This window comes from Planococcus sp. TJ-307, assembly GCF_058268435.1.
Window position 1 is genome coordinate 901920 of record NZ_JBZDOJ010000002.1, and the last position, 24850, is coordinate 926769.

The window sequence follows — 24850 nt, forward strand, 5'->3', positions numbered from 1 at the left end:
GTTCGATTGTTTTTACTATAAACCGAAATACTGGATAATGCAATAGCCTTGCGGTTAATTTCGTCGGTTGCGGCCGTCAAGCTTAACCGGATTGGTCAACGCCCGGATCCGTTCCATGATGCGTGCAGCTTTCAAATCTTCTTTCTCGCCGCGCTGTGAATAGGTTAGGTGATATTCCAGCTCGGAATAGCTGAAATTCGACGACATGAAGGTCGGTAACTTTTCAGACATCCGGTAATGGAGAATCGTGCCCAGCACCTCGTCACGAGTCCAACTCGACATCGCTTCAGCTCCAATATCATCAAGCATCAGGACATCAGCCTTCTTGACATAGTCAACTTTTTCCTGCAGTGTCTGGTCACCGATTGCCTGCTTCATTTCTCGCATAAATTCCGGAACGAATACCAGCACCGATTTAACATTGATCTCAGCAAGCTCATTAGCGACAGCGCTCAGCAAATATGATTTGCCAATACCAAATTGCCCGTAAAGGTATAAGCCTTTTTCAGGCAAGTTGTCGGGACCGGTTGCCTGATCTAAAAAGTTACCGACAGCGCGGAATGCTTCCATACGGCTGTCATCCAAATCAAACCCGTCAAGTGTTGCTTGCATGACTTCTTTTGGCATGTACATGCTGTGGATCAATGAAGAGGCGTGGCGTTTGTTGTCACTTGTTTCTTTTAGGCGGCATTTCGTATAGGAAATACCGATAGTTCCCCGCTCTAAGACCAAATTGGGTTCAAAGCCTTTCAAGTGGTTGATGCAAGCGCCCAAGTTTGGGCATTTATTGCAGTCGTGGGATTGATCGATATACTCATACAACTTGTGGAGTCCTCTATCTATTGTCGGCGCATTGATTTCATCGGCATGGTTTTCCAGAAATTTTTGAACCCCAGGGTGTTCCATCACTTCTTTGCGCATCTCGCTGTACCGCTCAGAAAAAGCAGGCGCATTGACCACACGTTTCAGTGTTTCGCGAATCGGTTCCATTTAACCACCTTTTCCTTTCTTCAGCGCAAGTTTTGCGAGAAGTTTTTGCTTTTCCACTTCCAGGCTTTCGTTTCTCGGTTCTGCTTTAGCAGCTGGTACTTCATCTTTTTTATGGAACCATTCCGGCAGTTTTTCTTCACGCACCGGTTTGCGGTTTCCGTTGCCGGTAAATGGTTTGGCCACAGTTGTAGGCGAACCTTCTGACTTCCACTTCATGTATTGGGTATGTTCGACACGCGCCAGCTCCATTGCTTCTTTGGCAGTCGTGACATTTTTACGTAGCCAGTGAGACGCAATTTTTTCGACATACGCTTTTGTCAGCTTCATGTCAGTGCGCAACAGGACATATTGCAACAAAACATTCACAACAGCTGGCTTCATGCCATGGGTAACGACCAATTGGTTGGCGAGCTGGACATCGGCAGGCAGCGGTTCATTGCCATCCGCAATGTCACGCAGTACTTGAATCGGTGGTGCCGTCTCCAAATAGACCAATAGTTCATCTTGCTTGGTTTTCGGTGCTTCTTCGGTTAGCTTGGGAGCTTCCTTGTGCACTTGGACAAGCTGAGGCGCTGTAGTAGAAACTGTTAGCTTATAGTATTCAGAAGCTGATTTTTTCAAGCCTTCTACTGTCAAATTATAATCGTCTTCAATGGCCAACAAGATTACTTTTTGCATTTCCAAAGGTCCCCAACTGTAAAGGTAAGCCAGTTTGGAAATAAAATCTTTAATGGTAGCTGTCAGTACGCGCTTCGGCACCAGCTGTTCTGAAAGCCCCTGGCGAAGCAAAGCAAAATCGAATTCCGCATCTGCTTCATAAGCTCCCCTTTTCCGTTCCTGTAAATCCTGCTTGCCGGATGGATATCCGGCTTTCGCATGAACCGGCTGAAAAATATCGGTGAACGTGCGTGATACTTCTTCAAAATCAGACGGAATTTCTGACTGGATCAGAAAGCGATCTCGAACTCGGCGATACGACGGTTCTCCAATTTTGCTGAACAGGAACATTGACAGCAATGGATCCATAAAAAAAGTTTTCGGATCCAAAGGCGGACAAAGTTCATAGATAAAACAGCGGTTGTCCTTGTTTTTTCGGTAAGTCTTTAGCAGCCCAATCGCTTCCAATTGAATTCTCGCTTCAAAAATTTTCGAAATGGGATTTCCCAACGTGTTCATTAATGTGTAATGGGTCGACTCATCACCAGATGCTTCTCCTTCAGCCCATAGCGTTAAATAAAGCGCGGTGGCTTCCGCTCCAATCATCGGCTGATAGAGCAGCGTCAGCAGCTGACGGTCATAATTCGAAAATGGATAAGGCAGACGGATTCGATAGGAATCGGCAGGCTGCAATTCTTTGTAATATGCAGTCATAAGTCACCGCCTTAGTCGATTTTCTTGTCTTCCGGACTTTTGTTCAGCAAATCCTTCAGCTCGTCGATAAACACCGTGATGTCTTTAAACTGGCGATAAACAGAAGCAAAACGGACATAAGCCACTTCATCAATTGCTGCCAACCGGTTCATCACCAGCTCTCCGACTTCTTCAGATTTCACTTCTGGATTGCCTGCCCGGCGAAGGTCTTTCTCGATGGTAAAAACCACTTCTTCCAATGCTTCAAGAGAAACCGGCCGCTTTTCGCATGCACGAATCAAGCCACGCAAAACTTTTTCACGGCTGAACTCTTCACGTGAGCCGTCTTTTTTGACGACAATCAGCGGCATCTCTTCCACTTTCTCAAAAGTGGTAAAGCGATATCCACACGATTCACATTCTCTGCGCCTTCTGATTGATTTCATTTCATCTATAGGCCGCGAATCGACAACACGTGTGCCGTTATGTTGGCAAGCTGGACATTTCATTTCGACATCTCCCTAACTTCTCTATCTAGTGTATCTAGTATAACAAAAATTCATTGGGAAAATAGAAAAAGCAGAGGATTTTATCCCCTGCTTTCGTGTTTTTTGTTAAATGGATTATGCTGTTACTGAAACTTTGGATTTTCCAACACTGACTGGACCCATACCGCGCGGAATTTCGACAAGTTCGCTTGAGGTTGACCCGAGCGCTTCTGCGATATACTTCGCTGCTACTGTTGGATCTAAGTCGCCGCAAGTGTAAACATCTACACTGGCGTAGCCGTGTTCTGGGAAACTGTGAATCGTTAAGTGAGATTCTGAAATAATCACAACTCCGCTGACACCTTGTGGTGCGAATTTATGAAAAGCGACCTCTCTTACTTCAGCTCCAGATTTGAGTGCTGCATCAACAAAAGTTTGTTCGATAAAATCCATATCGTTTAATTTGTCAAAATCACACTGCCAAAGTTCTGCAATTACGTGACGTCCCATTGTTTCCATGGTTCGTTTTCCCCCTTTGATATCATTTTGTTTTTTGCGCAAAATATTCAAAGTTGACTACCACGGGGGAAAGTTAGTCCAAAGAGGTCCTAACCCTTTAAGCAGTCATGTGAATAAAAAATCTTACGCTCCTAATTCCGAAATACATGATGGAAATTCAGAAGTGGTAGCTGTTTTTCAACTACGATTCATAGTATAAAACGTATTTATTGTAAATGCAATAATAATATCTTATTAATCTTGAAATTTTTTCAATAAATTTTCCATAAAAAAACCCGTTTCTCCAATAAAAAGTAGAGAAACGGGGTGTGTAGCCTTATTTGGACACCAGTATTAAAGCATTTGCAACCTTTTTCGTTAAATCAATTACGCGGGCCGAATATCCCCATTCGTTATCGTACCAAGCCAGAACTTTTACTTTGCGTTTGCCAATTACCATGGTCGATAATCCATCAACTATAGCAGATTGCGGATTGCTGTTAAAATCCACAGACACAAGCGGCTCCATCGTCAAGCTTAAGATTCCTTCCAGCCCATCTCTTGAAGCTTCCTCGAATGCCTGATTGACTTCTGCAATTGTTACATCTGATTCCAAATCAACAACCAAGTCAACTAGCGAGACATTCGGCGTTGGCACACGCAAAGCCATGCCGTGCAGTTTGCCCTGCAATTCAGGAATTACTAATGATAGCGCTTTCGCAGCACCCGTCGATGTCGGAATGATGGATTGGGCACATGAGCGTGCACGACGAAGGTCTTTGTGCGGATTGTCCAAATTTTGCTGATCATTTGTATACGAATGTATAGTCGTCATCAAGCCGTTTTCAATGCCAAATTTGTCATGCAGCACTTTCACGACTGGCGCCAAGCAATTTGTTGTGCAGCTGGCATTGGAAATGATGTCATGCTTGTCAATATCCAACTGGTCTTCATTTACACCCATCACAATAGTGATGTCTTCTTTTTTTCCAGGTGCTGTCAATATGACTTTTTTTGCACCTGCTTCTAAATGCAAAGCCGCTTTGTCGCGAGAATTGAACTTCCCTGTTGCTTCGATGACAATATCAATGCCCATTTCTCTCCATGGCAAATTTAATGGATCTCGTTCGCTTACTAACTGAACTCGTTTCCCGTTCACAATTAATGCATCTTCTTCTGAAGATACGTCACCCGCAAAGGTTCCGTGATTTGTGTCATACTTAATCAAATGCGCAAGGGTTTCAGTCGGATAAGTGGCATTGACTGCCGCAATTGTAACGTCATCCATCATTATCGCCTGTCTGAAAACCATACGGCCAATACGGCCAAATCCGTTAATTGCAATCGAAACTGTCATGTAGGAGTCCTCCGTTTATAATTAAGTTATACTCATATTTTTAATTTCTTATATAGTATAACACAATTAACTATTTAGAGAACCTTAAAGCCAGGATATCTTTTATTCTTTTTCAGAACTTGCCTGCCAATTTTCCAAAATCCGAGTCAGTTGTGCTTTGGTTTCTTCAAGCGTGCCATTGTTGTAGATAACGGCATCTGCGCCGTCCTCTTTTACCGACATAGGCAACTGTGAACTGATGCGCGCCCGTGCTTCCTGCTCAGTAAAGCCATTCCGTTTCACTAAGCGGTCAAACTGATTTTCTTCTGTGACGCTAACGACTAGAATTTTATCGACAAAATGCTGGAGCCGGCTTTCGAATAATAGCGGAATGTCCATAATAATGGTCTTAAACCCTTGCATTATAAACTCTTCTCGCTGCCGCAGCATTTCCTGGCGAATGGCCGGATGTATAATATCATTTAGGATTTTCCGGCTTGCCGGATCGTTAAAGATAATTTGTCCTACCTTCGCCCGGTCCATTGTTCCGTCTTCTTTGATTACCTCAGGCCCGAACGCCTGCGCAATTTGCGACAGGGTTTCGGATCCGGGTTCTACAACTAAACGAGCTACTAGATCCGCATCAACAATTGGGTAGCCTAGTGTTTTCAGCATTTCGGATACCGTACTTTTTCCGCTGGCAATACTTCCTGTTAAACCAATGATCATCAGCCTTCCTCATTTCTGGCAGGTTGGGCAATAAACAGAAGCCCGACCGCCGATTTTCACTGTTTTTGTTGCGGTGCCGCAAACCGCACATTGTTTTTTTCCGTACATGCCAAAGCGATTTTGCATGCTGCCCGATTCGCCGTTAATGTTACGGTAATCCGATATGGTGCTGCCTCCTGCTTCGATGCTTTCCAGCAAAATGGCGACAACTGTATCAAACAATTCTACTTTGCGTTTTTTGCTGATACGTCCAGCTGACCGCTTCGGATGAATTTTCATTTTAAACAGGGCTTCTGTTGCGTAAATGTTGCCGCAGCCAGAAATGACTTGTCCGTCCATGATCACTTCTTTAATCGCTTTGTTTTTGTACTTCGAGCTTTCTGCCATCACCAGAAAATGATCAAGCGCAACCGTTTCAAAAGGTTCAGGCGCCATTAGCAGTAAAGGTGGAAAGTCCGCTTCCTCGCGCAATACCCGCATCTCCCCAAAACGGCGAATATCAGAAAATGCCAGCAGGTTCCCGTCACTTAAGGTGAGGACAACATGAACGTGGCGCCGGAATTTATCCTCTGGAATCGACTGGAGCTGGTCAACATAAAACCAGGCTCCGGACATTCCTAAATGGTTCACTAATAAAAACTCATTGTCGTTTCTCAATGTAAAATAAATATATTTGCTGCGCCGCTCGACACGGATGATTTGTGCACCGACCAGGCTTTCGATAAACCCGTCAGCTTCCATCCGTTTGATGATCGCTTCCTTGCCATTTGTTTTCGACAGGCGAATCGTATCTGAAACCGCTACTGCCTCAATTTTTTTCCCAATGGACACAGGGCGGATTTGCCGAACAACGCCTTCCACTTCTGGAAGTTCAGGCATATCTAAGCCCTCCTGTCATTTAGTATCGTACCAAGTGTCACCATGTGCGATGTCCACTTTTAATGGAACGCTCAATTTCACTGCATTCTCCATCACTTCTGGCACCAATTTCATCAGTTTATCCAATTCTTCTGGCGGCGCTTCAAAAATCAATTCATCGTGCACTTGCAGCAGCATGCGCGTTTGCATGTCTTCGCGTTCCAACGCTGCGTCCATGTCAATCATCGCTTTTTTGATGATGTCTGCGGCGCTGCCCTGAATCGGCGTATTCATTGCTGTTCGTTCAGCAAAGCTGCGTAAATTAAAATTGGAGCTGGTAATGTCCGGCAAATAGCGCCGGCGGTTCATTAAGGTCGTGACAAAGCCGTCGCGTTTGGCATCGGCCACGATGGTCGTCATATAGGTTTTGACGCCTGGGAAGCTGGCAAAATAACGGTCGATAAATGCCGCGGCTTCTTTTCGCGTAATGTTCAAATTTTGAGACAGTCCGTAATCGCTGATGCCGTAGACAATTCCAAAGTTAACTGCTTTTGCCGCTCTGCGCATATCTCCTGTCACTTGTTCTGCAGGCACGTGGAACACATCGCTCGCTGTTGTCGTATGGATATCACGATCGTCTTTAAAAGCTTGCACAAGGCGCTCATCTTCCGACATATCTGCCAAAACGCGCAACTCGATCTGGGAATAATCGGCTGCGACCATCACCCAGCCAGGTTCTGAGGGAACAAAAGCTTTACGGATTTTGCGTCCTTCTTCGAGGCGCACCGGAATGTTCTGCAAGTTCGGGTTCGTCGAACTAAGCCGGCCAGTCGTTGTTAGAGCCTGTTGGAAACGGGTATGAACTTTGCCATCCTTGTGGATTTCTTTCAATAAACCTTCTATATAAGTAGACAATAGTTTGCCCAGTTGGCGGTACAGCAAGATATGCGAAATGATTTCGTGCTGCCCTTCCAACTTTTCTAAAACGTCGGCTGCTGTTGAGTAGCCGGTTTTGGTTTTCTTTAAAGCTGGCAATCCCAAGTTTTCAAATAACACGACACCCAATTGCTTAGGTGAATTGATATTGAATTCCTGCCCAGCCAAACTGTGAATATCCGACTCGATTTTCTCCAGCTTATGGGACAGCTCTTTGCCCATTTCAGATAATTGGTTGCGGTCGACCATGACACCGAGCGATTCCATTTGGCCGAGTACAGTCGCTAAAGGAAGTTCTAATTTATCGTATAAATCGAATTGCTCATTGTCTTCGAGTTTTTCCATGACCAGTGGGCGCACTTTCCAAATGGTGCGTGCTTTTCTGGCAATATGCTCGTGGAGAATGGCATCCTCCGGCACTTTCTTTTTCGCGCCTTTGCCGTATACTTGCTCGTTTGTGGACACATCTGCATAGCCATACTCCTGCACAATGCTCGCCATATCTGTGTATGTAAGCGATGGATTAACGATATACGCGCCCAGCATCAAGTCAAAGTCGACGCCCTTCAATTCAATTCCAACACGCAAAAAGGCTGCAGTTGCTGCTTTGGAATCTGCCATGAATTTTTTCTTGGAAGGATCCTTGAACCAATTGCGGAATTCTACTGAATGCTCAACAACGTCCATCGGTATTACATACGTTTCCGTTTCGGTTGCCAATGACACCCCAAGCAAATCACAGCTGTGATAATGTTCATCGTACAGTTCCAAGTGGACAGCCATCTCGTCTTTTAATATGGCTGAATCAATGTTTGTCACAACTTCGAACGTCAATTCTTCTTTGACAGTTTCTTCAGCCGTGTACTCCATTTTTTCCAATAACGATTTAAACGCCAGTTCGTTCCAAACTTTGACCAATTCGTCCTGATCCGGTCCGTCATAGCTCAATTCTTCGATGTTGATTTCGATTGGCGCATTGCGTTCAATTGTCGCCAGCTGTTTGGAGATGTAAGCAAGGTCTTCATTGGCCACCAGCTTTTCTTTCATCTTGCCTTTTTGCTGATCAATAGCCTCGTAGACTCCTTCAACAGAACCATGGGCTGCCAATAGCTTCAGTGCCGTTTTTTCACCTACTCCAGGAACTCCTGGGATATTATCAGAGGCGTCTCCCATCAACCCTTTCATGTCAATAATCTGGTCGGGTGTCAGGCCATATTTTTCTTTGATGTGCTCGACTGTGTATTTTTCAATATCGGTAATGCCTTTTCGCGTAATGTATACCGTCGTTGAAGGCGAAGCCAATTGCGTCAAATCTTTATCTCCTGAAATGACCACGACTTCGTCGCCTTCCCGCTCTGCTTCCAAACTCAAGGTACCGATAATGTCATCTGCTTCGTAATTTTCCAATTCGTAGCGTTTGATCCGGTACGCATCAATCAGTTTTTTCAAATAAGGAAATTGCTCCGACAGTTCAGGCGGCGTTTTCTGTCGTCCGCCTTTATATTCGCTGAATGTTTTATGCCGGAACGTGGTTTTACCCGCATCGAAAGCCACGATCATATGTGTAGGCTTTTCTTCTTCCAATATTCGTTGAAGCATCATGGTAAATCCGTATACCGCATTCGTGTGAATGCCGTTTTCATTGGTCAGCAGCGGCAAGGCAAAAAACGCCCGGTACGCCAAACTGTTTCCATCTAATAAAAGTATTTTCTTTGCCACAAAATTACCCCTCTCCATAAAAAAGCCGTCATTCCCTTTATTTTACCACGCGGGCAAATAGAAGAGAAATGACGGCACAGCCTTATTCGAAATTACCAGATAGGATATCCGCATATGGAGAATCAGACGGCAAAATAATAACCGTGTCATCCCCAATTGTTTTTTTGTAGGATTCCAACGAACGGTAAAGCTCGTAGAACTCCGGATCTTTTGAGAATGAATCGTTGTAGATTTTTGCCGCTTCTGATTCGCCTTCCGCTTGAATCAACGCCGCTTCTTTACGGGCAGTCGCAATAACTTCTTGTGCTTCCCGGTCAGCCTGCGCTTCAATTTCTCGTTTTTTCGCATCTCCTTGAGACAAATAGTCCTGAGCTGTGGAATCACGCTCGGAAATCATTCGGGTGTAAACAGATTGCTCGTTTTCTTCTGGCAAATCTGTTCGCTTGATGCGGACATCAAGCACCCGAATGCCATATTGGTCTTTTTCCAACAGCTCATTGACTTTTGCCGTGACGCTATCGTTTAAACTGCCTCGGGAAGAGTTTTCATCGTTGATGATTTCTTCATAATTTAGCTGTCCAAGCTCTGTTCGTACAACAGAATAAATAAACTCTTCCATCCGGGACTCGGCATTAACGATTGTTCCAGCATTGGAAATGAGTTCAAGCGGATTCACAACATGCCAGACAGCATAATTGTCGATAATGATGCGCTTTTTATCTTTCGTGTTGATTTCTGCTTCTGACACATCATACGTCATTTGGTAATTCGGCAAGGTTGTAACACTCTGGATAAATGGAATTTTCATTTTGATGCCTGGCTCTTCCTGGATTTTTACCACTTCACCAAACTGCCGCACGACGCGGTACTCATTTTCCTTTACTACATACACACTTGTCAAAACAATCAGCAGCGCTGCAAAAATCACAACCAGTCCAACAATCAATTTCCAGTATTTTTTATAATTGATGGGATCTTTCGGCTCTTTTTTCTTTTTCGGTCTTTCGTATGGATTGTATTTCTTTACTTCTTCTGAGGGTTTATTCGGTTCCATCAGTTGCCACCCCCTTCATCTGTTTCAGCTTCTGCCGCTGGTGGAACGGCTGTTTGCAAACCATCAAGTGGAAGGTATTTCATCGTGCCGCCTTCATCATTCATGATGTACAATTTAGCATTCGGCAAGACCGATTCTAAGGTTTCCATGATGATTCGCTGTTTGGTGACTTCTGGATTGGTTTCATACTCTACATAAAGCTTATCAAAAAGTGCAACATCTCCTGTCGCCTGTTGGACACGTGATACTTTCTCTCCTTCAGCACGCGAATTAATGGCAGCTTTTTCACCCAATGCTTCATTGCGCTTTTGGTTTTCGTATTTATTCGCTTCATTAATTTTCGTATTCATCGTTTCCCGCGCATCGGTCACATTGGTGAATGCCGCCCTTACTTCCTCATTTGGCAGTTCAACATCCTGCAGTTTGACTGCCAGAACCGTAATGCCAATGTCGTATTTATCGATCAGCGAAGCAAGCAAATCACGCGTTTCAGCCTCAATTTCCGCTTTACCGGAAGTCAGTGCATCATCAATTAACGAACTGCCGATAATTGAGCGGATAGATGCCGATGTGGCATCGTGTAAAATATCTTGTGGTACTTCTGCGTTGAAGAGGTATTTTTTAGGGTCGGTAATTTTCCATTGGACCACCAAGTCAGTGAGAACAATATTTTCATCACCGGTAATCATTTTGGTTTCCTTATCAAAGGCAACAATTTCGCCTTCTTCGTTCTGGTTATAACCGAATTGCAGGCTATAGGTTTCTTTTGACAGAACCTCTGCTTGCTGTATCGGCCACGGCATCTTAAAATGCAAGCCGGCTTCTGTGACGGTTTCATTGGCTACACCAAAGGTGACAATAACTGCTTGTTCGGATTCATCTACTGTATACCAAGAAGTAAACACTGCGATGAGCAGTAAAATTCCGGCAATAGACAAACCAATCACCATCAATAATTTTTTTGTCGTCATGGTACGTCCCCCTTTTTTTCTATTACCCATAATACGGAATAATAGTGAAATAGTTTCATAAAAAAAGAAAAAGAGCCCGGGGAAGGGGCTCTTTTTCAAATCATGCGGTTGAAGGGGGTTCTATTTAACTTTAACACCCGAGTATGAAGACAGTGTTAAGGTTCTGTAAATTTACCATTGATTATTTTTGTATTTTTTATAATAGTTTACTTGGCGTGCCAGCAGATAAACTTTGCGTTTTAAGTGCTTATCTTGCTTGTAGAACAGCGGATTGCCGTATTGGCCTTTTTTGATCAAGCGCTTGATGTCTTTCAGCACTGCTTTGTTACTGACAAAATTGCGCAACACTGCCTTTGGTACGACGGTAAACAAAAAGTCTTCATTCAAATAGGTTACCGGTTTATCTGTTTGATAAATAAGATCGTCAACAAAATACTCCGCCATGTTGTGCCCAAGAGCTGTAACATAATAACTTGAGCGGCCTTGGCGAATATTCACTTCAAAAACTTTGAACTTGTTATCGCGCGCATCGTATTTTAAATCGAAATTCGCAAATCCTTTATAGCCCACTGCTTCAAGAAAGTTCTGCAGTTTGACCATCATCTCTTTGTCAAAACGGGTAATCAATGCAGTATAATTGCCGATTGCTGTAACAGTATGTTCCTGCAGGACCACTTGTGCAAATGTCACCAGCTGCGTTTTGCCTTTTGAATTGGCATAAATGACGGAATCCCACATAAAGGTATCGTCTCCTGGAATATAATCCTGGATGATCAATTCGTCGCGGTATCCGCCGCCTTTGATTTGCTGAATCACGTTGTGCATTTCTTTCGGGCTTTCGACTTTATAGACTTTTTGCTGCCCTTCGAACTTGTTTCGGCTGTACTCGATGCCGTTGCTTGGCTTAATGATCACCGGGAACATCATTTCTTCTTCGAATGGCGCCGATGAATTGCAGTCGTAGAAAAATGTCGTTGGCGTTTCGATGCCATGCACTTTGCAAAGCTCATAAAAATTCGATTTAACCTGCAGCTGATTCATCAAATCTTCATTAATATAATTAAAAACATAATGCTCGCGCAGAATTTTAGCATTTTCAATAATCAGGCGAACATAAAGATCATTGGTCCCAATTAGCAGCAGGGTTTTGCCAGGTGCTCTGTATTTATGTGCGATATCGATTAAAATATCTGCAAATTGCGCATCGTCAGTAAGACCAGAGCGCAGCTCAATGGTTTCAGTGATTGTGCTGAGTGAAGTAAATGATAAATGCTCTTTACCGATTAAAATGGGTTTGATGCCATATGCTTCGTGAAAAGAAATGGCCATGTTGTAGGCATTCATATCTGTACCGATTATAATTGGCAAAAATGGGTGTTTAGTTTCCATGCTTTCCTCCTAAATTAACTAGCCAAAGGCAAGTAAATGGTAAATGTGGTACCGACGCCAACTGTGCTGGCAACTTCCACTTTGCCATGATGTGCCTCGATTAAGTGTTTGACAATGGAAAGACCAAGGCCAGTTCCGCCAGAATTCCGGCTGCGGGCTCGATCGACGCGGTAAAAGCGTTCAAAAAGCCGGCCGATTTCCGTGCTTTCAATTCCAATCCCTTGGTCTTCCACTTGAATAACGGCTTGATCATTTTTAACGTTGAGCCGTATGCTAATTTCCGTATTGTTCCCTGAATATGTAACTGCATTAATCAAAAGATTCATCATGACCTGGATTAAGCGATTAGCATCACCGTAAACCGTCACTGGTTTAATTTCAAGCTTTAATCTAATGGATTTTTCGTTGATTTTCGGTTGTATCATTTCTACCGCCCGCTTAATAACAGCTTTCATATCGGTGGGCTGCGCCTTTACTTCAAAGCCGCTTTGTTCAACATTTGACAAATCCAGCAAATCATTTATCAGCATTTCAAGCCGGTTGCTCTCTGTATGAACGATTTCTAAAAATGATAACAATGTATCCGTATCCTTGTATGCACCATCAAGCAGCGTTTCTGAAAACCCTTTGATCGATGTAACCGGTGTACGAAGTTCATGAGATACATTGGCAACAAAATCTTTTCGAATTTGTTCCAGCCTCTTTAATTCTGTAATGTCGTGAAACACAATAACGATTCCCAGCCAGCGTTGATGTTCCCCGATTACCGGTGCGCCGTAAACATTCAAGTTCTTCAAATTCAATCCTGAAATAAATTCTATCTGTGCGCGAGAATGGGTTTCGGTCATAAACACATCTTCAATAAAGTCCTCCAATTCATACGGAACATGGATTTCTTTATAGAATTTGCCCAATGTATTTTCAGTTGATAACTCAAATTCATCTAAAAAGGGCTTGTTGACAAGCGAGACCGCTCCCTGCCTATCAATCATAATCAGTGCACTGCCCATGTTTTCAATCAGCGTTTTTAGCCGCTCTTGTTCCATGATTCGCACTGCTGTGATTTCCTGCAGGTTTCTGGCCAAAACATTAATGGTCCGGCTTAATTCGACGCTGCCCTGGGCATTTGACTCCGACGCACGGGCCCGGTAGTTTCCTTTAACCAATTCCATGGCCGTCTCCGTCGCATTTTCAATCGGTTTGATGTTCACTTCGATAATTCGGCTGCCAACTATGGCTGAAAAAACTAAAGCAACAGCAAATGCTAGAAATAAAACCAGCCAAACCTCCGCCTTATTTGTCGCATTTTCATAAATCGGAAAAAGCTGAACTACAATTATGAATAGCCCAGTCAGCATCATTCCGATCCACACCAACAAAGTGAACAGCAGACGATGCCGAAAAGATGTCATGAGCTTTTCGGCTCCTCAAATTTATAGCCTAATCCTCGAATGGTTTTGATAAACGTTGGTTTCCGGCTATTTTCCTCAATTTTATCGCGCAAATGGCTGATATGGACATCAACAATCCGGGTATCCCCTGCAAAATCATATTTCCATACAGCACTTAGTAACTGGTCTCTCGTCAATACCCGATTTTTATTTTCCATTAAATAAACCAATAATTCGAATTCTTTCGGTGTAAACTCCAGCTGCTCTTTGTTAAGAAACACTTCAAATCGATCTGGATAAACATCCAGTTTCCCAAGAGAAATAGGTGCTGATGAATCCTGTTGTGGAGTTGGAACATTATTTGCTCTTCTTAACACAGCTTTAATGCGCGCCACGACTTCGCGCGGACTGAAAGGTTTGGTCATATAATCATCCGCACCCAGTTCCAGCCCCAATACCTTATCGAATTCGTCGCCTTTTGCAGTCAGCATAATGATCGGTGTATTAACTTTTTGCTGACGCAGCGACTTGCAGACTTCCACCCCATCCATTGATGGCAGCATAAGATCCAGCACAATCAGTGATGGATTTTCGCTCAAAGCCAGTTCGTAGCCTTGCTTGCCATCATTGGCGATAACGGTTTCAAAACCCGCTTGAACAAGATTGTAGGACAATAAAGTTGCAATTGAATGTTCATCTTCGATAATCAATATTTTCTTCAGCATTTTACATCCTCCACACTCAGTTTGAAACCCCCATCTCAAACCATGTTAAACTCATTTATTTCGAGAGCTACTTGCTATTCTATAATCTGCGGTGGGTTAGCGGTTATTTGTCCTTGCAGCGCAATTTCACCCTGTTCATCGATTCCCTCAACTTGGACGATTACTTCGTTGCGTTTGATATCCACTTCCACAACCTCCAACAAAAAATCGATCGTAGCGTAATGATGGACAGGTTTTAAAAACTTCAACTGCTGACCGCTAATATAAGAGCCCGGACCCGGTATATATTTGGATACAGCCGAGGTTAGGATTCCCGTCAACATAATATTTGGCACGACAGGTTTTTCATATACAGTCTGTGCAGCAAAGTCGTGTTGAATATACAGTGGGTTGCTATCATTGGTCAACCCCAGATAAAGAAGAAGATCTTTGTCTTCAATCTTTTCCGTCAGCTTCAGTTTTTCGCCGATTTTGATTTCTTCTACTTTTCGGCCTAATTTTCGCTTTTTCCCAAGCAACAAATAACATCCCTCCATTTTCTTGATACTCCTATAGTATCAATTTAGCTCATGAAAGTGCAAGCGACTAAGGTAGCAGGAAAAGAGCTCATATTTTTGGCACTAAAAAACGGACAAGGATCTCTCCCTGCCCGTTTTGTGTAGATTAAACCAATATTTTCATTACAGCTTTCACAGAATCTGCTGATTGGTTTAATAATGCTTTTTCTTCTTCATTTAAGTCAATTTCGAGAATCTTTTCAATACCGCCTGCTCCCAAAATGGTTGGCACACCGAGGTAAATGCCATCCAACCCATACTCGCCTTCTAAATAAGCAATAGATGGTAGGATTCGGCGCTGATCTTTAATAATCGCTTCAGCCATTTCCACAATCGACGCTGCAGGCGCGTAATAAGCAGAACCATTTCCGAGAAGATTGACGATCTCAGCTCCACCTTTGCGTGTGCGTTCCACAATTGAATCCAAACGCTCTTTGTCAATCAAAGTCTCCAACGGAATGCCACCTGCATAAGAATAGCGAACAAGTGGTACCATGTCATCGCCATGACCACCCAACACAAATCCAGTAACATCTTTCACCGATACATTCAATTCTTCTGCTACAAACGTACGGAAACGGGCAGAGTCCAAGACGCCGGATTGTCCAATGACACGTTCTTTAGGGAAACCAGATGCCTGAAATACTGTATAGGTCATGGCATCAACTGGATTTGTCAAAACAATTATGGTTGTATCAGGAGAGTATTTGACAATATCCGCTGTAACAGCCTTCATTACTTTTTGATTGGTTTGAACCAAGTCATCCCGGCTCATGCCCGGCTTGCGTGCAATTCCTGCAGTGATAATGACCAAGTCCGAGTCTTTCGTGTCTTCATAATTTGAAGTGCCTATAACCCGGGCATCAAATCCTTGCACCGGTCCAGCTTCTGCCATATCCAACGCTTTGCCTTTTACCGGATTTTCCATGGGTGGAATGTCTACCAAAACCACATCACCCAATTCTTTTTGCGCCAATAAGAAAGCTGTCGTCGCACCTGTAAAGCCAGAACCGATCACTGAAATTTTTTTACGTTTGAATGTCATGAAATCTCTCTCCTTTAACAGTATTTGAGTTAAAACGCAGAATTCGTATTTTATAATCGCTTTGGGCATAGCTCCCATTCGAAGACAGGCAGGGAATAATAATGGGTACAAAAAAGGAGGGAAATATTCCCTCCCTCTTTTTTACTCTTATAGGTTTTTGATCAATTCATCAGCAAACTCAGAGCATTTCACTTCAGTTGCGCCGTCCATTAGACGTGCAAAGTCATAAGTTACAACTTTAGAAGCAATTGTTTTCTCCATAGAATTTGTGATCATTGTAGCAGCTTCTACCCATCCTAAGTGCTCAAGCATTAACACACCTGAAAGAAGTAGAGATGATGGGTTTACTTTATCAAGACCAGCATATTTAGGTGCAGTACCGTGAGTTGCTTCAAAGATAGCATGCCCCGTATCGTAGTTAATGTTTGCTCCAGGAGCGATACCAATTCCGCCAACTTGAGCAGCTAAAGCATCAGAGATGTAATCTCCGTTCAAGTTCATTGTTGCAACAACATCGAACTCGCTTGGACGTGTAAGAATTTGCTGTAGGAAGATATCAGCGATTGAATCTTTAACAAGGATTTTGCCAGCAGCAAGTGCTTCTTCTTGTGCTTTGTTTGCAGCATCTGTTCCTTGCTCGTCTTTAATTGCATCGTACTGGTTCCATGTGAACACTTTATCGCCAAACTCTTGCTCAGCAACTTCGTAGCCCCAATTTTTGAAAGCTCCTTCAGTGAACTTCATGATGTTCCCTTTGTGAACTAGTGTCAACGATTCGCGGCCTTCAGTGATTGCATAGTTGATTGCAGCACGAACTAAACGTTTTGTTCCTTCTTCTGAGATCGGTTTGATGCCAATACCTGAAGACTCAGGGAAACGGATGTTTTTAACGCCCATTTCATCCTGAAGGAATGAAATCAATTTTTTCACTTCGTCAGACCCTTTAGCGTACTCGATACCAGCATAGATATCTTCAGTATTTTCACGGAAAATAACCATATCTGTATCTTCTGGGCGTTTAACCGGTGAAGGCACGCCTTCAAAATAACGAACTGGACGCAAGCAAGTGTACAAATCAAGTTCCTGGCGCAGTGCTACGTTCAATGAACGGATACCGCCGCCGATTGGCGTTGTCAAAGGACCTTTGATTGCGATCAAGTATTCACGGATTACATCAAGAGTTTCCTCAGGAAGCCATTCGCCAGTTTCGTCGAACGCTTTTTGGCCTGCAAGAACTTCTTTCCAAACAATTGATTTTTCGCCATTGTAAGCTTTTGTTACCGCTTCTTCTAATACGCGTGAAGCTGCATACCAGATATCCGGTCCTGTTCCGTCACCGATAATGTATGGAATTACTGCATTGTTAGGAACGTTTAAGACACCGTTTTCTACTGAAATTTTTTCGCCGTTAGTCATGTATAATTTCCTCCTGTGGTCAAAGTCATAGGGCTGCACAGAGTGCAAGCCCTATAAGTTATATTTTTTTATAATGGTAAGTTGAGAAAGGCTGTTTATCTTTCTTCAACCGGCACGTATGTCTGCATGCCCGGTCCGATGTAATCAGCACGTGGGCGGATCAAACGGTTGTCCGAGTATTGCTCCAAGATGTGCGCCAGCCAGCCCGATGTGCGGGATACCGCAAAAATCGGCGTGAACAAGTCGTGTTCGATGTTCAGGCTGTGGTAGACCGATGCCGAGTAGAAATCCACGTTCGGCGGCAAGTTTTTCTGGCCTGTGACGATCTCGTCGATCTTCACCGACATGTCGTACCATTTTTCTTCGCCGCGGATCTTCGTCAGTTTCTGGGACATGTCGCGCAAATGCTTCGCACGCGGGTCGCCTTTGCGGTAGACGCGATGGCCAAAGCCCATGATTTTTTCTTTGTTGGCTAATTTTTCCGTGATGACGCGTTCCACGTTATCGACCGAACCGATTTCCGTCAGCATCTTCATCACTTGCTCGTTGGCACCGCCGTGAAGCGGGCCTTTTAGCGCACCGATGGCTGCGGTCACGCCAGAATAGACATCCGACAAGGTCGCGACAGCAACACGCGCCGTGAACGTCGAAGCGTTCAATTCGTGGTCTGCGTGCAGCACCAAGGCTTTGTTAAACGCTTCTTCTTCAATCGCTTCCGGCAATTCGCCTGACAGCATGTACAAGAAGTTCGCCGCGAAGCTCAAGTCGGTTTTCGGTGCGACTGGCTCCTGCCCGTTGCGGATGCGACCGAATGCCGTCACCAGCGTCGAGATTTTTGCTTGGATCTTGATGGCTTTGCGGTAGTTCGCTTCCGGTTCCATTACTTCCGCTTCTTCGTCGAACAAGCCGAGCATCGACACGGCGGTGCGAAGCGCGGTCATTGGGTGGACATGCTTGATGTCGTATGTTTTGAAATGATCCAGCACGGCTTGGGGAACGGCCATGTTGTCAGCCAATTGCTGCTTGAGTTCCGCCAATTCGTCTGCTTTTGGCAACCGCTGGTGCCACAACAAGTAAATCACTTCTTCAAAGCTGGCGTTGACAGCCAGGTCGTCAATATCGTAGCCGACGTATGTAAGTGTGTCATCAATAATTGAGCTGATGGCGGATTGGGTTGCTACTACACCTTCTAAACCTTTTGATGATGTCATATAAATCGCTCCTTCTTCAGTCTAATTCATCATTCCAAAAAAAAATGCAGAATGATGTCTCATCTGCGTTTATGAACTTCTGTTTTTATTCCCTTACTTAGCCATTATAATCAACTTTGCAGAATTTGTGAATGGAAACGCTTATAGAATTTAAATTTCCTCAACAAATTGATGGAAATACCCGGCATTATCCAACGATAACCCGGGTATTTTTCATCTTTTTATGGATCACTCGGTAAATGAATGGTTTATACATTTTCTGAGTTGGAGCAAAAAGCAGAGTGAATCCTACTGCATCAGAGATGAACCCCGGTGTCAGCAGCAAAACGCCACCCACTAGAATGAATGCCGCATTCATTAATTGATCTCCTGGAGCTTGAAAGTTATTCATTCCATCTTGAATATCTTTAAGTGCTTTTAAACCTTGTTTTTTTGCAAGAAAAGCACCAATCAAGCCTGTTGAAACAATGATTGCCATCGTAGCAAAAAATCCTAGCTTGCTTCCTGCCCAAATGAGCAGTGCCAACTCTAGAGACGGTACAATAATTAATGCTAGGAAAATCCATTTCATCATTTTGACCAGCCTCCTTGGTAGATTTTACAGAACACTGGCATGGCCGTGATAAACGATGCCCGATTCAGCGTCCATTGTAATATCGTAATTGGTTTTGATAAGCGAAGTTGCTTCTTTAACGCCAACGATCACAGGGATGCCAAGACTTAAACCGACTACTGCAGCATGGCTGGTCAATCCGCCTTCTTCTGTTATAATTCCAGCACATTTGTTAATGGCCGGCATCATATCACGGTCTGTTCCGATCGTCACGATGATTTTCCCTTCTACATCTAAAGCCAATGCTTCTTCTGCATTTCTGACAACAACGGTTTCACCGAAAGCAACTGTTTTGCCGATTCCTTGGCCTTTTGCCAGGATATCCCCAATAACATGAACTTTCATTAAGTTCGTTGTGCCCGCTTGCCCAACTGGAACGCCCGCTGTGATGACGACAAGATCGCCATGTTTGACATAGCCATGTTTCAAGCTTTCATCCACTGCTTTTTCAAGCAATTCGTCTGTCGACTCGACTGAAGATCCGACAATTGGTTGAACACCCCAAACTAGAGACAGCTTACGTGCTGGCCGATCTGAAGAAGTTACCGCGATAATGGGTGCACCAGGACGATATTTTGAAATCATTTTAGCAGTTGTGCCGCTTTCAGTTGGTGCGATAATCGCTTGAACTTTTAAGTTTAAAGCGGTATAGGCAACTGCTTGGCCGATTGCTTCTGTCATATTCGACTCTTTTTCTTTTCTTCTTGTCGAAACAATTTGCTTGTAGTTTAAAGCAGCTTCAGTCGTTTCGGCGATGCGATGCATTGTTTCAACAGATTCGACCGGATAAATGCCGGCTGCTGTTTCACCCGATAACATGATGGCATCCGTGCCATCAAAAATCGCATTGGCGACGTCACTTGCTTCTGCACGTGTCGGACGCGGATTACGCTGCATCGAATCGAGCATTTGAGTAGCTGTGATTACAGGCTTGCCAGCACTGTTGCATTTTTCAATTAGCGATTTTTGCACCAAAGGTACTTCTTCGGGCGGAATTTCGACACCCAGGTCCCCACGCGCAACCATTAGGCCATCGGAAACCATCAAGATATCGTCTATATTGTCGACACCTTCTTGGTTTTCGATTTTTGGAATGATCTGGATATGTGCGCCGTTATTTTTTTCAAGCAATCCGCGGATTTCCATAACATCTGAACTTCTTCTGACAAATGAAGCAGCTACAAAATCAACATTTTGTTCGATACCAAATAAAATATCTTGTGCATCTTTTTCTGTAATACCTGGCAATTGAACCGAAACACCTGGTACATTAACGCCTTTTTTACTTTTTAACGTCCCGGCATTTTCAACGATGGTATGAATGATGCCTTGTTCTTTGTCTAAGCTTTCAACACGCAATTCAATCAAGCCATCGTCAAGCAAAATAATTGATCCCGTATCAACGTCTTCAATTAACTGCTCGTAAGTGATAGAAAATCGCTCAGCAGTTCCCAAAACTTCCGTCATGGAAACTTCAATTTTTTGACCTGTCACCAATTCAATGGAGTTATTTTCCATTTGATGAGTACGGATTTCCGGACCTTTTGTATCTAAAAGAATTCCGACGATTTTGCCAGCTTTGTCCGCAGCTTCACGGATGCGTTTGATGCGCAAGGCATGTTCTTCGTGGTTGCCGTGTGAAAAGTTTAAACGGGCAACGTTCATTCCCGCTTCAATTAAGCGTTCAAGCAGTTCCGGTGATTCACTTGCAGGTCCGATTGTGCAGACAATTTTCGTTTTTCTCAATAAACTCACTCCATTTACCATTTTAAATTGCTAATTCTTTTGATAATGTATACAAACTCATGTCGGCATTATGCGCAGCAGTGAATGCCTCTGTCATATCATAGTCTACCACCTGATGATTTTTCATGCCAATAGCTCGTCCTCCATCACCATTCAGCAAAACTTCAACTGCACGTGCGCCAAACAAACTGCCCAGGACACGGTCACGTGCTGTCGGTGAACCGCCTCGTTGGATATGTCCAAGAACGGAAACACGCGTTTCGATATCTGCTTTGTCTTTGATAATGTCGGCCAATTCGTTGCCGCCCATAACCCCTTCAGCTACGATGATGATGCTGTGGCGTTTGCCACGGTCGCGGCCTTTTTGCAACCGATCGATCATCTCATCAATATCATAACTTTCTTCAGGAATTAGAATGGTTTCTGCTCCACCGGCAAGACCTGCCCATAGAGCCAAATCGCCCGCGTCACGCCCCATTACCTCCACAATAAAGGTCCGCTCATGGCTTGTCGCCGTATCACGAATCTTATCGATTGCTTCGATAACCGTATTCAACGCTGTATCAAATCCGATTGTGTAATCGGTTCCCGGAATGTCGTTGTCGATCGTTCCTGGAACGCCGACACACGGAAATCCTCTTTTGGTCAAAGCCATCGCGCCACGGTAAGAACCGTCTCCCCCGATAACCACCAATCCTTCAAGACCTTGTTTTTTCATTTGCTCGATTGCTTTTAATTGGCCAGCTTCGGTGCGGAATTCTTCGCATCTTGCGGAATACAACTTTGTGCCTCCGCGCTGAATAATATCGCCAACATCGCCTGCTTCCAGGTTTTTAATATTGCCTTCGATCAGTCCTTGGTACCCGGAATAAACACCAGCTACTTCGATGCCATGGTAAATCCCTTTACGGACAACTGCACGGACAGCAGCGTTCATGCCCGGCGAATCTCCTCCGCTTGTTAATACTCCAATTTTCTTCATAATACCCCTCCTGCAGTTCCATTTACTCTGTTTACCTTACCACGCCAAGACGTTACTGTCAGTCCTTAAAAACCATGCTGCATGTTAAGATTTTGTTTCATTTTCCTGACTCTATAAGTTGAACTCTTAAATTTCGCCTCTTGATTTTATATAAATCGGCTCTGTCTTTGGACCCACAGGATGAAAGTAATGCTATTGGAGCAATAGCATCAACGTCCGTCCATTGTCAAAGGAAAAGCGATTCAGAGAGTAAAATCCGGTTTCTCAAGTTCAACTCATGTCGTTTTGCAGAAAAAAATGCGCCCAATAACCTTTGGAACGAAAAAGAACCGCCTGAGCGGTTCTCCATCATTCACTGAAAACACCGATTGATTTAAATTTCCGGTAACGCTGATCAATCAGCTCTTCGCCGGACAAGCCATTCAATTCTTCCAGTGAGCGTCTGATCGCTTCTGAAATGATTGAGGCTTGTTTCTTCGGATCGTGATGCGCACCGCCGCGCACTTCCGGAATCATGTGTTCAATTATTTTCATGTCCAGCAAATCTGGGGCAGTGATTTTCATCGCTTCGGCAGCTGTTTGCGCCAAAGCAGAATCTTTCCACAAAATGGAAGCTGCTCCTTCTGGAGAAATGACTGAGAATGTTGAGTTTTCCAGCATTAAAATTTGATTGCCAACACCCAGTGCCAGTGCGCCACCGCTGCCGCCTTCACCAATCACAATAGACAATACCGGCACTTGGAGCCCAGCCATTTCCACAAGATTACGAGCAATCGCTTCGCTTTGTCCGCGTTCTTCTGCTGCCTTGCCAGGATACGCACCTTTGGTATCAATCAGACAAATAATCGGCCGTTTGAACTTTTCTGCTTGCTTCATTAAACGCAATGCTTTCCGGTAGCCTTCCGGATGCGGCATGCCGAAATTTCGTCTGACATTTTCTTTTGTGTCTTTGCCTCGCTGATGTCCAATAATGGTTACGGGCTGTCCATGGAAAGATGCAATCCCACTGACAATTGCAGCATCGTCTCCATACAAGCGATCTCCGTGCATTTCAATAAAATCGTTAAAAATCAACGGAATATAGTCAAGAGTGGTCGGCCGTTCGGGATGTCGTGCTACTTGAACCCGGTCCCAAGGTTTCATGTTCTCGTATATTTCTTCTTCGAGTTTTGAAAATCGGTCTTCCAATGATTTAATTTCCGCACTCAAGTCCACTTCAGCGGTTGCCGTATACTCTTTCAGTTCCAAAATTTTTGCGCGAAGCTGAATTAGCGGCTCTTCAAAAGGCATTGATTTTTTTCCGTTTTTCTTAGCCATTTGCCACAGCCCCTTTCGTATGCAGCCGCACGATGGTCGACAAAGTACTTTGCATGTCTGTACGATGAACAACTGCATCTAATTGTCCGTGATCCAGCAAGAACTCAGCTGTCTGGAAATCTTCAGGCAGTTTTTCTCGAACCGTCTGTTCAATAACGCGGCGGCCGGCGAAACCAATCAAAGCTTTCGGTTCTGCAATATTAATGTCTCCTACTGAAGCAAAACTTGCAGATACGCCGCCAGTTGTTGGATGCGTTAAAACCGATACAAACAACAAGCCTTCATTGCTGTGGCGCTTTAACGCAACACTGGTTTTAGCCATCTGCATTAAAGACAGCACGCCTTCTTGCATGCGCGCTCCCCCGCTCGCCGTGAAGATAATGAATGGCAATTTGCGGTCCGTAGCTGCCTCAATGGCACGTGTAATTTTCTCACCTACAACTGAACCCATTGAACCCATTCGGAAGTGGGAGTCCATCACTGCCAATACAATATCTTGTCCCAAGAGCTTACCGGATCCCGTCAGTACGGCTTCATTTAAACCGGTTTTTTCACTGTCTGCCTGGACCTTCTCCGCATACCCTGGAAAGCCAAGTGGATTTTCAGATTTTAAGTGGTCGTCCATTGATTCAAAGCTGCCTTTATCCAACAAACTATTTATCCGTTCATGCGCGGTCATCTTGAAATGATGGTCGCATTTTGGGCAAACCTTATTGTTTTTTTCGAGATCTTTTGTCAACGTAATTTCTTTGCAGTCAGGGCATTTGGTCATTAGCCCTTCTGGTACATCTTTTGCAGATTTTGAAGGAATGGTTGCTTCTTTGCTGTCTTTGTTGCGCTTAAAAATATCACGAATCATTGCCATTGCGTACTCTCTCCTTTTGTAGCCATTCACTCCATGCTTTAAACTCGCGAATGGCCGTATCGGCATCTTGTTGCTCGATTGCGGTCAGTATATTGTTCATGCGGTCTATTTCTTCAGAAGAAACAGGTCCATCATATGGGTTGCCACTGTATTGTTTTAGCAAAAACCAGATTTTTAAAGACAACCTGTTACCCGATAGCACCATCAATTCCCGGACAAAGTCTTCTCGTTGAAAACTTTCGCCTTTAAGACGCAGCCGAAAACTGTCCCAAATTTTCATTTGGCTGACTGCTTCGTTTTGGCAAATCTCTTGGATAGCCGCCATTTCATGAAGCTGACGTGTCCGCCAAACATCCTCATGTGATTGATTGTCTTGAAGAACAAATGTTGACAGTACTTCAACCAATTTATGGTTTCTGTAATCTGACAAAAAAGTCCCTTCTCCTCGGCGTGTTTCGATCAATCCCAACAATTCCAGGCTGCGCAGTGCTTCTCTCAATGTTGATCGACCAACTTGCATTGTTTCGGCCAATTCCCTCTCAGATGGAATGCGGTCGCCTGGCTTGATTTTTTCTTGCCGAATCATGTCACGAATGTCTCGTACTATGTCCAAATATCGTTTCGATTGATTCATGGCAGTTCCTCAGTTCCCATTTTTTTGAAA

23 protein-coding genes are annotated in these 24850 nt (G+C 44.0%); all 23 read right to left on the reverse strand.

From position 1 onward, the window contains the following. Positions 1-54: 54 nt before the first annotated feature. The 23 genes from dnaI to AC4EHK_RS10965 all read right to left on the reverse strand — a co-directional run bounded on the left by dnaI (position 55) and on the right by AC4EHK_RS10965 (position 24820). Entirely contained in the window at positions 55-990 is a 936-nt protein-coding gene (gene dnaI, locus AC4EHK_RS10855) for a primosomal protein DnaI (RefSeq protein ID WP_490978798.1), read from the reverse strand. Further along, a complete protein-coding gene (locus AC4EHK_RS10860) occupies positions 991-2361 on the reverse strand; it encodes a replication initiation and membrane attachment family protein (RefSeq protein ID WP_490978799.1) in 1371 nt (456 codons plus the stop codon). It lies immediately after the preceding gene. 11 nt (positions 2362-2372) lie between these two features. Next, the gene (gene nrdR / locus AC4EHK_RS10865) at positions 2373-2849 is read right to left on the reverse strand and encodes a transcriptional regulator NrdR (protein ID WP_006831136.1); all 477 of its coding nucleotides are present in this window, start codon (positions 2847-2849) and stop codon (positions 2373-2375) included. Positions 2850-2963: 114 nt separating this feature from the next. Then, a complete protein-coding gene (gene speD, locus AC4EHK_RS10870; protein ID WP_308788453.1) occupies positions 2964-3347 on the reverse strand; it encodes an adenosylmethionine decarboxylase in 384 nt (127 codons plus the stop codon). A 316-nt stretch (positions 3348-3663) separates the two neighbouring features. After that, positions 3664-4683 (reverse strand): glyceraldehyde-3-phosphate dehydrogenase, encoded by a 1020-nt coding sequence (locus tag AC4EHK_RS10875; RefSeq protein ID WP_490978800.1) that lies wholly within the window; start codon positions 4681-4683, stop codon positions 3664-3666. 102 nt (positions 4684-4785) lie between these two features. Continuing rightward, entirely contained in the window at positions 4786-5391 is a 606-nt protein-coding gene (coaE, locus tag AC4EHK_RS10880; protein WP_490978801.1) for a dephospho-CoA kinase, read from the reverse strand. A 9-nt stretch (positions 5392-5400) separates the two neighbouring features. Then, a complete protein-coding gene (gene mutM / locus AC4EHK_RS10885; protein ID WP_490978802.1) occupies positions 5401-6270 on the reverse strand; it encodes a bifunctional DNA-formamidopyrimidine glycosylase/DNA-(apurinic or apyrimidinic site) lyase in 870 nt (289 codons plus the stop codon). A gap of 15 nt (positions 6271-6285) precedes the next feature. Further along, the gene (gene polA / locus AC4EHK_RS10890) at positions 6286-8922 is read right to left on the reverse strand and encodes a DNA polymerase I (RefSeq protein WP_490978803.1); all 2637 of its coding nucleotides are present in this window, start codon (positions 8920-8922) and stop codon (positions 6286-6288) included. A 64-nt stretch (positions 8923-8986) separates the two neighbouring features. Next, complete coding sequence (gene hflC / locus AC4EHK_RS10895; protein ID WP_490978804.1) at positions 8987-9958, reverse strand: protease modulator HflC; 972 nt, start codon at positions 9956-9958, stop codon at positions 8987-8989. After that, the gene (gene hflK / locus AC4EHK_RS10900) at positions 9958-10929 is read right to left on the reverse strand and encodes an FtsH protease activity modulator HflK (protein ID WP_490978805.1); all 972 of its coding nucleotides are present in this window, start codon (positions 10927-10929) and stop codon (positions 9958-9960) included. Before hflK ends, hflC begins: the two co-directional genes overlap by 1 nt. Before the next feature lie 171 nt (positions 10930-11100). Beyond that, a complete protein-coding gene (locus AC4EHK_RS10905; protein ID WP_490978806.1) occupies positions 11101-12318 on the reverse strand; it encodes a carboxylate--amine ligase in 1218 nt (405 codons plus the stop codon). Positions 12319-12332: 14 nt separating this feature from the next. After that, the gene (gene pnpS, locus AC4EHK_RS10910; RefSeq protein ID WP_490978807.1) at positions 12333-13730 is read right to left on the reverse strand and encodes a two-component system histidine kinase PnpS; all 1398 of its coding nucleotides are present in this window, start codon (positions 13728-13730) and stop codon (positions 12333-12335) included. After that, positions 13727-14434 carry a response regulator transcription factor gene (locus AC4EHK_RS10915; protein WP_490978808.1) on the reverse strand — a complete coding sequence of 236 codons (708 nt, stop codon included), beginning with the start codon at positions 14432-14434 and terminating at the stop codon, positions 13727-13729. The genes pnpS and AC4EHK_RS10915 overlap by 4 nt, the downstream gene beginning before the upstream one ends. Positions 14435-14508: 74 nt before the next feature. After that, positions 14509-14955 (reverse strand): MaoC family dehydratase, encoded by a 447-nt coding sequence (locus AC4EHK_RS10920; RefSeq protein WP_490978960.1) that lies wholly within the window; start codon positions 14953-14955, stop codon positions 14509-14511. A 142-nt stretch (positions 14956-15097) separates the two neighbouring features. Then, positions 15098-16036: a malate dehydrogenase gene (gene mdh, locus AC4EHK_RS10925; protein ID WP_490978809.1), complete on the reverse strand. Its 939-nt coding sequence runs from the start codon at positions 16034-16036 to the stop codon at positions 15098-15100. A gap of 147 nt (positions 16037-16183) precedes the next feature. Continuing rightward, positions 16184-17452: an NADP-dependent isocitrate dehydrogenase gene (icd, locus tag AC4EHK_RS10930; protein ID WP_490978810.1), complete on the reverse strand. Its 1269-nt coding sequence runs from the start codon at positions 17450-17452 to the stop codon at positions 16184-16186. 95 nt (positions 17453-17547) lie between these two features. Further along, positions 17548-18663, reverse strand: coding sequence for a citrate synthase (gene citZ / locus AC4EHK_RS10935; protein WP_490978811.1), 1116 nt, complete (start codon positions 18661-18663; stop codon positions 17548-17550). Positions 18664-18850: 187 nt separating this feature from the next. After that, positions 18851-19237, reverse strand: a complete 387-nt coding sequence (locus tag AC4EHK_RS10940; RefSeq protein WP_490978812.1) for an FxsA family protein — start codon at positions 19235-19237, stop codon at positions 18851-18853. Between the two features lie 24 nt (positions 19238-19261). Continuing rightward, entirely contained in the window at positions 19262-21022 is a 1761-nt protein-coding gene (gene pyk, locus AC4EHK_RS10945; RefSeq protein WP_490978813.1) for a pyruvate kinase, read from the reverse strand. Between the two features lie 22 nt (positions 21023-21044). After that, complete coding sequence (pfkA, locus tag AC4EHK_RS10950) at positions 21045-22004, reverse strand: 6-phosphofructokinase (RefSeq protein ID WP_490978814.1); 960 nt, start codon at positions 22002-22004, stop codon at positions 21045-21047. 348 nt (positions 22005-22352) lie between these two features. Further along, positions 22353-23321, reverse strand: a complete 969-nt coding sequence (gene accA / locus AC4EHK_RS10955) for an acetyl-CoA carboxylase carboxyl transferase subunit alpha (protein WP_490978815.1) — start codon at positions 23319-23321, stop codon at positions 22353-22355. Next, on the reverse strand, positions 23314-24186 hold the full coding sequence (gene accD / locus AC4EHK_RS10960) for an acetyl-CoA carboxylase, carboxyltransferase subunit beta (protein ID WP_490978816.1): 873 nt from the start codon (positions 24184-24186) through the stop codon (positions 23314-23316). The genes accA and accD overlap by 8 nt, the downstream gene beginning before the upstream one ends. Then, a complete protein-coding gene (locus AC4EHK_RS10965) occupies positions 24170-24820 on the reverse strand; it encodes a FadR/GntR family transcriptional regulator (RefSeq protein WP_490978817.1) in 651 nt (216 codons plus the stop codon). The genes accD and AC4EHK_RS10965 overlap by 17 nt, the downstream gene beginning before the upstream one ends. Between the last annotated feature and the right edge of the window lie 30 nt (positions 24821-24850).

What these genes read in the sequence shown, in the direction of transcription:
- dnaI (WP_490978798.1), bottom strand. Translation starts at nt 990, where the DNA reads ATGGAACCGATTCGCGAAACACTGAAACGTGTGGTCAATGCGCCTGCT.
- AC4EHK_RS10860 (WP_490978799.1), bottom strand. Translation starts at nt 2,361, where the DNA reads ATGACTGCATATTACAAAGAATTGCAGCCTGCCGATTCCTATCGAATC.
- nrdR (WP_006831136.1), bottom strand. Translation starts at nt 2,849, where the DNA reads ATGAAATGTCCAGCTTGCCAACATAACGGCACACGTGTTGTCGATTCG.
- speD (WP_308788453.1), bottom strand. Translation starts at nt 3,347, where the DNA reads ATGGAAACAATGGGACGTCACGTAATTGCAGAACTTTGGCAGTGTGAT.
- AC4EHK_RS10875 (WP_490978800.1), bottom strand. Translation starts at nt 4,683, where the DNA reads ATGACAGTTTCGATTGCAATTAACGGATTTGGCCGTATTGGCCGTATG.
- coaE (WP_490978801.1), bottom strand. Translation starts at nt 5,391, where the DNA reads ATGATCATTGGTTTAACAGGAAGTATTGCCAGCGGAAAAAGTACGGTA.
- mutM (WP_490978802.1), bottom strand. Translation starts at nt 6,270, where the DNA reads ATGCCTGAACTTCCAGAAGTGGAAGGCGTTGTTCGGCAAATCCGCCCT.
- polA (WP_490978803.1), bottom strand. Translation starts at nt 8,922, where the DNA reads ATGGAGAGGGGTAATTTTGTGGCAAAGAAAATACTTTTATTAGATGGA.
- hflC (WP_490978804.1), bottom strand. Translation starts at nt 9,958, where the DNA reads ATGGAACCGAATAAACCCTCAGAAGAAGTAAAGAAATACAATCCATAC.
- hflK (WP_490978805.1), bottom strand. Translation starts at nt 10,929, where the DNA reads ATGACGACAAAAAAATTATTGATGGTGATTGGTTTGTCTATTGCCGGA.
- AC4EHK_RS10905 (WP_490978806.1), bottom strand. Translation starts at nt 12,318, where the DNA reads ATGGAAACTAAACACCCATTTTTGCCAATTATAATCGGTACAGATATG.
- pnpS (WP_490978807.1), bottom strand. Translation starts at nt 13,730, where the DNA reads ATGACATCTTTTCGGCATCGTCTGCTGTTCACTTTGTTGGTGTGGATC.
- AC4EHK_RS10915 (WP_490978808.1), bottom strand. Translation starts at nt 14,434, where the DNA reads ATGCTGAAGAAAATATTGATTATCGAAGATGAACATTCAATTGCAACT.
- mdh (WP_490978809.1), bottom strand. Translation starts at nt 16,036, where the DNA reads ATGACATTCAAACGTAAAAAAATTTCAGTGATCGGTTCTGGCTTTACA.
- icd (WP_490978810.1), bottom strand. Translation starts at nt 17,452, where the DNA reads ATGACTAACGGCGAAAAAATTTCAGTAGAAAACGGTGTCTTAAACGTT.
- citZ (WP_490978811.1), bottom strand. Translation starts at nt 18,663, where the DNA reads ATGACATCATCAAAAGGTTTAGAAGGTGTAGTAGCAACCCAATCCGCC.
- AC4EHK_RS10940 (WP_490978812.1), bottom strand. Translation starts at nt 19,237, where the DNA reads ATGATGAAATGGATTTTCCTAGCATTAATTATTGTACCGTCTCTAGAG.
- pfkA (WP_490978814.1), bottom strand. Translation starts at nt 22,004, where the DNA reads ATGAAGAAAATTGGAGTATTAACAAGCGGAGGAGATTCGCCGGGCATG.
- accA (WP_490978815.1), bottom strand. Translation starts at nt 23,321, where the DNA reads ATGGCTAAGAAAAACGGAAAAAAATCAATGCCTTTTGAAGAGCCGCTA.
- accD (WP_490978816.1), bottom strand. Translation starts at nt 24,186, where the DNA reads ATGGCAATGATTCGTGATATTTTTAAGCGCAACAAAGACAGCAAAGAA.
- AC4EHK_RS10965 (WP_490978817.1), bottom strand. Translation starts at nt 24,820, where the DNA reads ATGAATCAATCGAAACGATATTTGGACATAGTACGAGACATTCGTGAC.